General features: G+C 41.7%; 15 protein-coding genes. All 15 read right to left on the reverse strand.

Features of this window, described 5'->3' with window-relative positions:
* Positions 1–66: 66 nt before the first annotated feature.
* The 15 genes from ACGTNI_RS12575 to ACGTNI_RS12645 all read right to left on the reverse strand — a co-directional run bounded on the left by ACGTNI_RS12575 (position 67) and on the right by ACGTNI_RS12645 (position 12,451).
* A complete protein-coding gene (locus ACGTNI_RS12575) occupies positions 67–1,347 on the reverse strand; it encodes a TRAP transporter large permease (protein WP_394462897.1) in 1,281 nt (426 codons plus the stop codon).
* Positions 1,344–1,823 (reverse strand): TRAP transporter small permease, encoded by a 480-nt coding sequence (locus ACGTNI_RS12580; RefSeq protein ID WP_394462899.1) that lies wholly within the window; start codon positions 1,821–1,823, stop codon positions 1,344–1,346. Before ACGTNI_RS12580 ends, ACGTNI_RS12575 begins: the two co-directional genes overlap by 4 nt.
* A 19-nt stretch (positions 1,824–1,842) precedes the next feature.
* Complete coding sequence (locus tag ACGTNI_RS12585) at positions 1,843–2,856, reverse strand: TRAP transporter substrate-binding protein (protein WP_394462901.1); 1,014 nt, start codon at positions 2,854–2,856, stop codon at positions 1,843–1,845.
* A 55-nt stretch (positions 2,857–2,911) separates the two neighbouring features.
* Positions 2,912–3,457 (reverse strand): FAD synthetase, encoded by a 546-nt coding sequence (locus ACGTNI_RS12590; RefSeq protein ID WP_394462903.1) that lies wholly within the window; start codon positions 3,455–3,457, stop codon positions 2,912–2,914.
* Positions 3,458–3,497: 40 nt separating this feature from the next.
* On the reverse strand, positions 3,498–3,695 hold the full coding sequence (locus ACGTNI_RS12595) for a 2-hydroxymuconate tautomerase family protein (RefSeq protein WP_394462905.1): 198 nt from the start codon (positions 3,693–3,695) through the stop codon (positions 3,498–3,500).
* A gap of 12 nt (positions 3,696–3,707) precedes the next feature.
* Complete coding sequence (locus tag ACGTNI_RS12600) at positions 3,708–4,499, reverse strand: 2-keto-4-pentenoate hydratase (protein WP_394462907.1); 792 nt, start codon at positions 4,497–4,499, stop codon at positions 3,708–3,710.
* A 30-nt stretch (positions 4,500–4,529) separates the two neighbouring features.
* Entirely contained in the window at positions 4,530–5,249 is a 720-nt protein-coding gene (locus tag ACGTNI_RS12605) for a 2-keto-4-pentenoate hydratase (protein ID WP_394463090.1), read from the reverse strand.
* Between the two features lie 111 nt (positions 5,250–5,360).
* Positions 5,361–6,836: an aldehyde dehydrogenase gene (locus ACGTNI_RS12610; protein WP_394462909.1), complete on the reverse strand. Its 1,476-nt coding sequence runs from the start codon at positions 6,834–6,836 to the stop codon at positions 5,361–5,363.
* Positions 6,837–6,902: 66 nt separating this feature from the next.
* Positions 6,903–7,364, reverse strand: a complete 462-nt coding sequence (locus tag ACGTNI_RS12615; protein ID WP_394462911.1) for a RidA family protein — start codon at positions 7,362–7,364, stop codon at positions 6,903–6,905.
* Positions 7,312–8,364 carry an amidohydrolase family protein gene (locus ACGTNI_RS12620; RefSeq protein ID WP_394462913.1) on the reverse strand — a complete coding sequence of 351 codons (1,053 nt, stop codon included), beginning with the start codon at positions 8,362–8,364 and terminating at the stop codon, positions 7,312–7,314. The genes ACGTNI_RS12615 and ACGTNI_RS12620 overlap by 53 nt, the downstream gene beginning before the upstream one ends.
* A complete protein-coding gene (locus tag ACGTNI_RS12625; protein ID WP_394463092.1) occupies positions 8,361–8,876 on the reverse strand; it encodes a 3-hydroxyanthranilate 3,4-dioxygenase in 516 nt (171 codons plus the stop codon). Before ACGTNI_RS12625 ends, ACGTNI_RS12620 begins: the two co-directional genes overlap by 4 nt.
* Before the next feature lie 90 nt (positions 8,877–8,966).
* Positions 8,967–9,716 (reverse strand): IclR family transcriptional regulator, encoded by a 750-nt coding sequence (locus ACGTNI_RS12630; RefSeq protein WP_394462915.1) that lies wholly within the window; start codon positions 9,714–9,716, stop codon positions 8,967–8,969.
* 113 nt (positions 9,717–9,829) lie between these two features.
* On the reverse strand, positions 9,830–11,305 hold the full coding sequence (locus tag ACGTNI_RS12635; protein ID WP_394462917.1) for a 4-hydroxyphenylacetate 3-hydroxylase family protein: 1,476 nt from the start codon (positions 11,303–11,305) through the stop codon (positions 9,830–9,832).
* 20 nt (positions 11,306–11,325) lie between these two features.
* On the reverse strand, positions 11,326–11,808 hold the full coding sequence (locus tag ACGTNI_RS12640) for a flavin reductase family protein (RefSeq protein WP_394462919.1): 483 nt from the start codon (positions 11,806–11,808) through the stop codon (positions 11,326–11,328).
* Positions 11,809–12,025: 217 nt separating this feature from the next.
* Complete coding sequence (locus ACGTNI_RS12645) at positions 12,026–12,451, reverse strand: NUDIX domain-containing protein (protein WP_394462921.1); 426 nt, start codon at positions 12,449–12,451, stop codon at positions 12,026–12,028.
* Positions 12,452–12,525 lie beyond the last annotated feature (74 nt).

Here is a 12,525-nt window from a genome sequence, read left to right on the forward strand (position 1 = left end):
TACTCATTCCTACCCGCCCTATATTGATTTTACTTTATGTAAAACCTGGGATTACCAGGAATTCCATTATAATCCTAACCAATTAGGAATCCACATTGTAGCATTTTCCCAGTAGGTAATAACAAATAGTATAAGTATCCCCATGATCAGAAATGGTGCTACTGCCTGGACCAGTTTTTCAAAACGGACCTCTGCAATAGAGGAAACGATAAATAGCCCAGTACCAACTGGTGGAGTTAACAAGCCTATCGTTAAATTGATACAGATGATAACCCCGAAATGGATCGGGTCAATTTCAAATGTTGTAAGCAGTGGCATAAATACAGGAACCAGTATGATTAAAGCTGCTATTCCATCCAAAACGGCTCCTAACAATAGAAGAAAAATATTCACTAACAGTAAAAACACAATTGGGTTATCAGACAAAGATGTCATCCCAGTAACTATCGCTTGAGGAATTTGTTCAAACGCAATCATCCATCCAAAGATATTGGCCATTGCAATAAGGAAGGTAACCGTTGCCGAGGTGAGTACCGTGTTGATAAGAATATCGGGAATTTTTCTCCACTTAAGCTCTTTGTAAAAAAAAGCTCCTACAATATAGGCAACCACAGATGCTATTGCTGCTGACTCCGTCGCTGTAAACGCACCGCTGATAATACCAGCTATTATAATGAAAGGAACTAATAAAGCTGGTAATACACTAAATGTACTTTTAAAGATTTCTTTCCATGATGCTCGTTTACTTTTCTGGAAGTTATATTTGTATCCTATTAAACTGATCAGCACTATAAAACCTATCCCATATAGGAGTCCTGGTATAATACCAGCCATAAACAAACCACCTATCGACGTCCCCGACAAGGTCCCATATATAATGAATATCATACTTGGGGGAATAATAGGTGCTACGATTGATGATGCCAATGTCAGGGCAGAAGAAAAATCCTTATTGTAACCTTCCCTTTCCATTTCAGGCACCATTACTTTACTCATCATAGCTGCTTGTGCATTAGCAGACCCCAAAATAGAGGCTAGAAACATATTGGATACCACAGTCACATAAGCTAACCCTCCCCTAACATGACCAAATAGAACTTTAGCAAACTTCACAAGTCTTGTTGTGATGCCTCCCCCATTCATCAATTCTCCTGCCAGCATGAACAACGGAATAGCCAACAAACCGAAGTTATCTAGTCCAGAGTACATCCTCATGGGGGCGGACTCCATCAAAGTAGTATTCCCCTCCACTAAAAAGTACAAGATCGTTGTCATACCCAGGACAAGTGAAATTGGTATTGCCATAAATAAAAAAACAAAAAACATAATCACAACTAAAACACTCATTGACTCTCATCCTTTCTGAAAAAGTCAATTAGATTGGAAAATAGATGAATGGCTGCAAAGCTAAGCCCAAGTGGAACAGCCATATAGGGAATCCACATAGGCAATAGCAATGTAGTTGATTTTTGGTAGGCAACGCTTGGGGATAAAATCCAATTCACACTGTAGAAGATCAATATAAGTAGAAAAAGGAGCATAAAAATATGCCCAATAACGGATATGAGTTTTCTTATATTGTCAGGAATGAACTCCATTACTATCGTGACACTAGCCTGGGACTTATATTTCAGTCCCAGACTGCCACCAATAAAGCTGATCCAAATCAACAGGAAAATGGAAACTTCACCTGCCCACGATAAAGGAGATTGCAACAGATAACGAAATACTACCGCAACAGCCAAAACGACAGCCATACAAAACATCAGGATAACCGCAAGTATTCTTTCTATTTTTGAAATCCCATAACTAATTGCCTTCATCTGTTCAACCCCCTAGGTCTTATCGAAATGTATCAATGAACTCTTGAATAAGCGGATCCTTCGCTCCGTATTTTTCATCGAACATTTCAATCTGTTCACTAAATACAGAGGAATCGAGCTCATAGATATTCATGCCATTATCTTGTAACTCCTGTTTGAATTCCTCTTCTTGTTCTGCTCTTGTCATAGCCGTATATTCAGCTGCTGCTTTAATAGATTCTCTAACAATTTGCTGGTCGGCTTCGGACATACCTTCGAAGGTAGATTTATTCGCCATAGCAATTGCAGGCCAGACCATGTGGTTGGTAACAGCCCCGTGATCGACAACTTCGTAATATTTATTTGTGATGGCAGCATCGAGATCCATATCCATTCCATCAATGACCCCAGTCTGTACTGCTGAATATACTTCCGGCAGTGGAAGCCCCTCGGTGCCAGCCCCTGTCGATGTATAGAAATCCTGCATCGGAGGACTAGGGGTTACACGCAGCTTCAAGCCATCCATATCTTCTGTGCTTTTTACTTCCTTATCTTTAAAAAGCATTACGCGCTGTCCTGCAAAAAGGTAATCCAATCCCACTAATCCCTGTTGATCTAAAGTGCCAAGTATCTTTTTAGCCACATCCGAATCTCTCGCATCATTTGCGGCTTCCAGATCTTCAAAGGCGTAAGGAGTGAACCAGGCAGCAAACGCTTCCTCTCGGGAACTCATATAAGCTGCAGTTATTAATCCAAAATCAATGGAGCCTCCTACAATTTGTTCTACCATATCTGCTTCTGTACCAAGTTGGCTGGAAGGGTATATTTCCAGTTGCATTCTTCCATCAGACCTTTGATCAAGTTCTTCCTTGAATTTTTCAGCTCCTTTATGCCACATGTGAGAAGGGGGAGTGATATGTGCCAATTTAAATGAATAAGTCTCACCGTCCTGTGCATTGGCATCTTGAGTTGCACCGGTATCGGAAGAGTTATTACAAGCTCCTAGTGCCAACAACATGAATGCAAATACGAGCAGATATAATCTTTTATTCATAAAATTTCCTCCTATTAATTTAATAAGCAATCGGGAAGGACTTTTCACTATCTCTCTAGTAGACAGGGGCTGGTTGTTCCCATCCTAATAACAAAGCTGCTTCGTAATGCTTTCCTTGCAGCAATAGTTTGCGAATTCTCGTGGAAGAGATGGTGTCACCTCCAGCACAACGAACGGTCTCAGTTAAACTAACCTGGAAATGCTTTGATAATTTGGTCACATCACCAGTTCGATTCTTTCCAAACCGGAAATCCCGCCCTACATTTATTTCTTTTGGAGAAACTCTTGTAAGTTCCTCAATAAAACTATCAGCAGACCTATTAATATAGGATTGATCAAAGTTGGCTACTACAATATGGTCAACCCCTAACGTGGCTATTCTGCTAATTTTTTCTTCCACTGTCGTTAAAACCTTGGCGCCTTGAAAATAAGATCGGGGAGGAGGATCGAATGTGTAAACTAAGCTTGGAACCATGAGTTCCTTACTTCTTTGGACGGCCTGTAAGATGACTTTCTGGTGGCCGCGGTGTACACCATCAAAAGCACCAATGGCGACCACCGCTCCCGGTAAATCTGGTGTTCTATTATCATGCGCTTTCATAGGGACCACCTCTTTCAGTAGAAGTTAACAAGCTTACCAATCACTTTTCATTCTCACTGTCGGCTTTTGTTACACCGGCAACAGCCCAGTTTTCCTTTTCAACTTCTTGAATGATGATACGTACTTTTTCTGAATCAATCGTTAAACTTCGGACAATGGCTTCATTTACTTCTTTTATTAATTGTTTTTTTGTATCTTCACTACGTCCCTTCACGATATGGAGGAAAGCAACGGGCATGATTATACCTCCTTATGAAGCAGTGACATCCAATTTCATTTTTCCTAACGTGCCGAAATCCACTTCAATATCATCTCCATCGTAGACATGTACAGCTTCCGTAATTCCTCCAGTCAGGATAACCATTCCAGGATCAATGGACAGACCAAGTCGATTAATCATCTTGGCAAGTTCCATAATGGAACGAACGGGATGGCCAAGGACGGCAGCACCCGAGCCGGATTGAACAACCTCACCATTTTTATAGAGTGACACTGGCATATCACTAAGAGAAGTATGGTACGGCGAATAGGCTTGATCTCCAAGAAAAAACTTGGAAGAGGATGCGTTATCAGCCACTACATCTTCTAACGTGAAGGAAAAATTTTTATAACGACTATCAATCACTTCTACTGCAGGCATGATGAAGTCTGTCGCTGCCCAAATATCCCTGGGAGTAAGGTTCTCTCCCTTCAATTCATCTTTCATTACGAAAGCAACTTCCGGTTCTACCCTTGGATGAATTAACCCACTAAGTTCCAATTTTCGATCAGCTACTTCCATCGACTGAGTAAGACGTCCATATATCGGTTCTTTGACTCCCACAGATTCTTGTTTAGCCCGGCTCGTCAGTCCCATTTTCCAGCCAATCATTCGATCTCCACGTGCGCCTGCCAGCTCCCCCCACAAACTTTGTATTTTATAAGCATCTTCTACTGATAAATCAGGATATTGGAGGGTTAGCTTTTCCATTTCCTCTGCATCATTTTGATGTCTATCCACGTGCTCTGCTAACTTTTTCAAATCTATTGCTTTGGTTTTCAAAAACTTACGCTCCTTCCGTCTTTATGTATTTTATTTGGTAAATCTTACAGAAGCTTCACCCAGCTGGTCGATCCTTACAGAAAATTCATCGCCCGGCTTTGCATTAACTGCTGCAGACAACGCCCCTGACAAAATCACTTCACCTTTCTTCAAGGAAATATCATATTTAGCCAGCTTATTTGCAAGCCATGCGACACATTTGGCCGGATTTCCCAGCGCTGCAGAACCTTTTCCTGTATTCACCCGCTCCCCATTCTGAAAAAGTTCCATGTTCAGCCGCGGAAGGTTTACCCCTTGAATAGGGACAGCGTTATCACCAAGTACATACAGGCCAGATGATGCGTTATCAGCAATGGTGTCCGGGAGGGTGATTTTCCAATCAGAAATCCTGCTATCTACTATCTCAATGGCCGGCATCACAGATTCTGTGGCTTTAATGACATCTTCCACAGTGATAGAAGGCCCTCGCAATTCTTCTTTTAATATAAAGGCTACCTCCCCTTCTACTTTTGGCTGCAGGACTCTATGTGGGGGAATTTCCCCGCCATTTTCAACTGCCATAGTATCCAGGAGATGTCCGTAATCAGGTTCATCTACTCCTAACAGCTCTTGCATGGCAATAGAAGTTAACCCGATCTTCTTACCCACCACCTGATGGCCCTCGTTTACTTTTTTCTCGATATTTACGAGTTGGATCCGGTAGGCTTCTTCCATAGTCAAATCGCTTTTAATATCTATTAATGCCTGCATACTTTGCTGTTGTTTTTCTGCTTGTTCTAACTGACTGGACAAATCATCCAAATCACTGCTCCGTATTTTTCTAGTCAAGAAGCCAAACCTCCTTCCTTTTTAGATTCACCACTAGAGTTTGATGGTGATATTCGATAATTCACTATAAAATTCAAAGCTGTGTATCCCGCCTTCTCTGCCAATACCACTTTGTTTCAGTCCCCCAAAAGGTGTACGTAAATCTCTTAGGTACCAAGTGTTAACCCAGATAATTCCCGCTTCTATTTGGTGGGCTACCCGGTGGGCACGACGTAAATCATTTGTCCAAATAGTGGTCCCCAACCCATAATGGGTATCGTTTGCTTGCTCTATTACTTCTTCTTCTCTATCAAAAGGCATTACGGTCACTACAGGTCCGAAAATCTCTTCTCGTACACACCTGGAATCACGGTTTAGACCAGCTACAATAGTAGGCTCAATAAAGTAACCTTTGTGTATCCCCTTCGGACGATTTCCCCCCGTAAGGATTTCTCCTCCTTCTTCCTCCGCTATTTGAATATAATGATTCACACGCTCATAATGCTCTTTCGAAATGACAGCCCCTACTTTTGTCCCCGACTCAAATGGATCTCCTACCCGTAGTTCTCTCGTTTTCGTTACAAACTTCTCCAGAAATTCGTCATAAACTTCCCGTTCCACATAAATTCTGGATCCGCAAAGACATACTTCCCCCTGGTTCATAAAACTGGACTTAAGCGTTGTTTCAATCACTTCATCGAGGTCAGAGTCAGCGAATATGATATTTGGGTTCTTACCCCCCAGTTCATAGGAGAGTTTTTTCAAAGTAGGTGCAGCAGCCTTCATGATTGCTGTTCCTGTCTTGGTCTCTCCAGTGAACGTTATCGCATCTACATCTTCATGTTCTGTAAGTGCTGCCCCCGCAGAATTCGGGCCAAACCCATGTACCAAGTTGACTACCCCGTCCGGAACACCAGCCTCTTGAATAATTTCCGCCAGTACTGTAGCAGTCATCGGTGTCCATTCGGCAGGTTTCATTACTACTGTGTTTCCTGCTGCAAGACATGGGGCCATTTTCCAAGTCAACAAGAGTAATGGTAAATTCCATGGGTTGATCATCCCCACTACGCCTACAGGACGGCGGATGGAATAATGTAATGCCAGATCATCTTGTTGGTAGGATTCCGTTCCTAAAGATGTCAAGAAGTCTGCAAAGAAATGAAAATTATAGGCTGCCCGAGTAATATCAACTTCCAGGGCCATTTCATAAGGCTTTCCGGTATCCATTGCTTCCAATGCGGCTAATTCTTCTTTTCTATCAATAATTAAATCTCCAATACGGCGTAAAATTTGTGATCTTTGTGCCGTAGTAATGTTAAGCCATGGCCCTTTTAGAGCAGTCCTGGCTGCTTTAACGGCCAAGTCAACCTCTTCGTATCCACCTTCCGCTACTTTGCCCATCACTTCCTCTGTAGCTGGATTAATATTTTCAAAGGTTCTCCCATTCTCAAAGTCCATATAATTCCCATTGATAAAGTGACGACAATCAATAGGTTGAACCTTTTTTCCGTGCATTTCCTTTATAGGCATGTAATGTCCTCCCTTACTAAATCTCGAATTGACTTTAAGGAAAGATGGTGACTTAACGCCACCATCTCATTCTTCAATTTCAACAATCATTTCAATCTCGATGGCTGTCCCGCCTGGAAGCTGTGCCATTCCAACTGCTGAACGGGCATGACGCCCTTTTTCCCCAAACACTTCAACCAGAAGATCAGAGGCCCCGTCGATCACTTTGGGCTGATTTATAAAATCTTCTGTACAATTCACCATTCCTAATAATTTGACGACACGCTTCACTTTACTTAATTCTTTAAGCTCAGCTTTTAAAACACATAACAGATTCAGCATGGATATTCGTGCGGCTTGATATCCTTCTTCAACACTTAAATCTAATCCAAGTTTCCCATGGTATTGATCTACCCCCTGACCAGCAGTGAAGATCAGATTACCTACCTTTACGTGGCTCACATAATTCCCCACCGCCGAGCGAACAGGAGAAAGTTCAAGACCGATGTTTTGCAGTTTCTCCTCTGGAGTTATTACTTTTTGTTCCATAATTTAACCTTTTCTCCTTTACGTTTAAGAATCGGAGCGCATTCTCCCCTAATAACATGCTTTTCTGTGCTTCAGTCAGATTGTCCATTTCATCTACTACTTTCCCAGGTGGAATTTCCCGCAATAAAAATGGATAATCGGAACCCATCATCACTCGGTCGTGGCCAAAACGATCAATCAAGTAGTTGATATTAAGAGAATCATAGTTTAATGAATCAAAATAAAAGTTCTTCACATAATGGCTTGGCGGATGAGGAGTCAATCGTAAATGCGGCCATACTTCCCACCCTTTATCCAGTCTTGGGAGGATATACGGGAAGGAGCCACCCCCATGCGCAAAACAAATCTTCAAATTCGGAAACTTTTCGATTACTCCGCTCCAAATCAAGCTGGCGGCTGCCAGTGCTGTTTCACTGGGCATTCCTACTGTGTACATAAAATTGTGTCGGGGCGTGCGATCTTTCGCCATGGTCTCCCAGGGATGAATGAATAAAGGTACATTCCATTCTTCAGCTTTTTCGAAGAATTCGAGGAATTGAGGGGAGTCAAGGTTCTCCCCATTGATATTTGTACCAATTTCAATTCCATAAAGGTGGAGCTCGTTTATACATCGTTCCATTTCTTTGATGGCAGCTTTTACGTTTTGCATAGGAACTGTACCCAGGCCAATAAACCGTGCCGGGTTTTCTTTAACAGTTTCCGAAATGAAATCGTTTTGTATTTTAGCCATCTCTGTGGCAGCTGTTACGTCTGCCCAATAAGAAAAGGTGACCGGAATCGGGGAAAGCACCTGAATATCTACACCCTCCCGATCCATATCCTTAATCCTTTTTTCCGGGTCCCAAACTTGATCGGTAACTTCCCTGAATACGTTGCCTTCGATCATAATATTTGCACCACAAGCACAGGTTTGATTCAAGGTGGGCCATTTGCCCTCATACTTTTCTGTAAAGTCAGGTAAATCTTTTGGAATAATATGTGTGTGGAAATCTACCCTCATGCCTTCCATTCCTTTGCTTCAGGAGGCATGACATACCCGCACTTATCACAAGTTCGAAGTTCCTCACTTCCGTTGAAAGTTTCAATCGCTTCCTTAACTTGTGTTCCTATGTCAGTCAATTGCACAGTAGCACGGTGCATTTCATGGTTACAGTTATCACAGAACCACGAGAAACTCTCAAGCTCTCCTTCTCCCCTTTTACGCTCAATCACTATGCCATAGGAGTCTGCCACCCGGTGTGGAGAATGAGGGACATGCGCTGGAAGCATGAACATCTCTCCTTCTCCAACTTCTACGATTTCACGTTCTCCCTCTCCATTGATACATTCTACAAAGGCGCTTCCTTTCACCTGATAGAAGAACTCATCAGCAGGGTCGATATGGAAATCACGACGCTTGTTAGGTCCCCCAAGAAGCATCGCAATGTACTCGGAATCTTCCCATAGCACTTTATTATTTACAGGCGGTTGCAATAAATGTTTGTTTTCCTCAATCGTTTTCTGTAGATCCATCACCCTGGATTTCAGTAAAGATGTAGATTTAGTAGACATGATAAATCCTCCTTGTGTTTATTTATCTATCAAACTGTTTTGTAACCGCTTTCACAAAGCGTTAATATAACCCAAATCTTTAGAAATATTTTCTGCTGTGCTCACAACATTTTTAATCATATCATCACGGTTTTTGCCATTCATATAAGTGATTGGCCCTACCATATTCAAGGACGCAATTATTTGGCCGGTATACGAACGGATAGGTGCTGCTATTCCATATAAACCTAGTTCATTTTCATTGTTGCTTATTGCATAACCTTGTTTTTTGATTTGTCTTAACTCTTCTTTCAACGTATCAAGCTCTGTAATGGTATTTGGCGCAAGCTTCAATAGGCCTTTAGATATCGTTGGCTTAAGAAACGATGGATTATAAGCCAGTAATACTTTTCCGGTACTCGTACAATAGGCTGGTTTGGTAGCACCAATATAAGTTGGTACTGGGAGGGAATCTTTCGACTGCACTTTTAGAACAAAGCGAACTTCCCCGGCATCAAACATTCCGATGTGCACGGTGCCATGAAATTTTCTAACCAGTCGTTCACAAAAAGGAGTGGCTTCATTGTAGATGTCCTGCTGGTACATAACATGATTGCTCCATTCAAGAAGCTTCCAGCCTAAACGATACCTTCGACGGCTATCTTGTATTAGGATCCCTTCCTGACATAACGTACGTACAAGGTGGTTCACCGTGCTTGGATTCATTCCTAACTTCTCTGCAATTTCTAAATTACCAAGTGCAGGTTCATCATTAGTAAAACAATTTAGAATTTTGGAAACTTTCCGAACAGACGAAATCACTTAGCTTCCTTCCCCCTTATTCCTATAACGTTTATAAGTAATTTTTCCCATATTAACCAGTATAAAGGAATTACTTAAATAAACGCTAACCAGCCCTGACGAAAATTGTATATTTAGGTCGTTTGTACCTGGTCGACTTTCGTTCCTTTCAAAGCCTCATCTACCATTTCAAATTTATTCTTACGTTTGAATCCGTTATAAAAACGTCCCAGCCTTCTGACAGGATCACCAGAATAATAACGCTCATATTGAAGCAGACGTTGACCGAATGCTTCTCCACTTAAATCCCAGGCAAGCTTGAATAATTGCACCCTTTCTTCTGAAGAAACTCCTTCACGTCCTACATAATATTTCTCTGTAACGCTCCTGAGTTCAGGGTTAACAAAGTCTGCTTCTGATGGGGACATCAACAAACCGCCCGCACCGATCGTCTGAATAACCTCGACTGCTCTCGGGTACATTTTTGGCAGCATACCACGGATAGTCTCCAGCGGGGTACCTGCTGGCATCACTTCCCCATGAGGCAATGTTTCATACTCATATTCAGAAACACGGAGTAACGACCTTATAGCTTCTACTGACTGCATCAACTCTCCCAGTTGGGTCTGAACATTTAAATATCCATCGACACCGATAGAGTCCGCAACCCTGGCAGCCACTTCCGAAGCAAATTGCAGCTTGATTAATCCTCTTACGCCCGATTGATGTGCAGGCTGTTGACCAATGCCTGTTTTAGGATACAGCAGGTTAGCGGCCTCTACGTTTTGATTGATAAATATTCTATGTTTAGGGACGAACACATCATTAAATACAAGAAGGGCATCCATTTCTTCGTATCGGGAGGAAAGCGGATGATCGAACAGGGAACGCTTTCCATCCTGGGCCGGCTCCCGGCAAATGATCTGTAATCCTGGTGTATCTAATGGTAATGCGAATGCGATGGCATATTTTTCGTCTCCTGGTTTAAATCCAGGAAAAGAATAGATAATAACTTCGTCTGTGATCGGGGCAAGAGTTGCAAGCATTTTTGCTCCTCGCACGACAAAGCCATCTTCTCTGTCTTCAACCACCCCTAAATGAGTAAACTCATCACTTTGCTCATGAGAAGCCTTACTCCGATCATTCTGTGGGTTAATTATGGCATGCGTTAAGAAAAGGTCATTATCACGAATATACTTGTGATAGTCAATCATATTTTTTGCCCATTCAGGATCATACTGTTCAAGGAACCACGAGTTACTCGCCATCGCTGTTACGGTCACATTCAAGAAATCCGGTGTCCTCCCCATTAGCCCAAATGTGGCTCTTGCCCAAATTTCAAAAAGTTTTGAACGCGCTTTCAAATCTTCGTATGACTTTGGTACTTTGAAAGCCTGAGAAACCCTTTCCCCATTCTCCTCGCAAATATAAGTAACGTCATCTCGGTATGCAGGGTCATTTTGCATATCATAAAGTTTGGCAATTTCCTTAATTGGCTGATGAAAAACCGGCTCGTTGTAAACGTCCGTAACTTTTTGGCCACCTAGCCATACTTCCGGCTGCCGTGATTTCAAACCTTCTATATATTCCGCTCCAGTACGAATCCCCATAACAGTTGTGCCTCCTTCAATTAATCTGTAACATAGTTTTCAATAGCTTTTGTCTGACGAAATTTACCTTTGAAAAATACTAAGCCATCATCTTCCTGATACGTATAATTCTTTACTTCACCTAAAAATAAAACATGGTCTCCACCATCGTATTCTTTCCATGGACTACATTCGATGGTCGCTAATGCTCCCTTTATTTTGGGACCGTATTCACTTTCTTCCCACTCGATCGTTAAGCCTTGTTGTTCACGGCCGGCGAATTGCCAGGCAATGGCTTCTTGGCCTGAGGATAAGATATTTACAATGAAACTCTTGTTCTTAAGACTTTCATAAGCCTTAGCATTCTTATCAATAGATACCAAAATAAGAGGAGGATCCAAGGATACAGATGTAAAAGAGTTAACCGTAATCCCTTTCTTAACCTCATCATCTTCACTCCAGGTAACAACCGTTACACCAGTGGCAAAACTTCCCAAACAATTTCTTAAATCGCGCACATCCATTTTCGTTATTCCACCTCCATAAGTAAATTCTGTAAACACTATACAAAATAATGAAATAGTAAAAAGCCCAAAATTTCATATTATGAAATTTTAGGTTATTTTTTTAATATTTCTGATTAAATCGACTAATTTTTTTATTCTGAAACTTCAAACAAGAAAAAAGACAGTGATCCTGTCGACTCACTGTCCGAGGATTAATCGAGCTTTTAGGTAATTGCTAGCAATAGTTTAAAGCTTGTACCTCGTTAATCACTTTCACCATATTCTTCGTCATATAATTCTCCTGCTCTCCAAACCAAATATACTTATAGCCATCCACTTCCGGTGTCTCCTTTTTTGTATACCGATGAATAAAGCAGGAGGAACAACTCATTTCCGCGGTATTGGGAAGCTTGTCAACTTTCAGTAAAAACAGATGAAGACCTTTCTTGGGGTTGTAGTCGAACACCCCTAAATCGACCAGTTTATCCTTAGGAATATCCAAGTTGGTTTCTTCTCTCACTTCTCGAACACAGGTTGACCTTGGGTCTTCCTCTTCCCCAACTTCTCCTTTTGGCAAGTCATAGAACCAATTGCCTGTAGAGTGACAGCCAAGGAACATCTCTCCATTTGACAGTATCAACCCCGCTGATAGCTTTTTCATGTCTACTCACCTGACTTTTTAACTTATATCTTCCCCTTCGCTTTCGTTATTAAATCATACAAAATTAAACCGGT

Source organism: Thalassobacillus sp. B23F22_16, assembly GCF_043496955.1.
Taxonomy (GTDB): Bacteria; Bacillota; Bacilli; order Bacillales; family Halobacillaceae; genus Thalassobacillus; species Thalassobacillus devorans_A.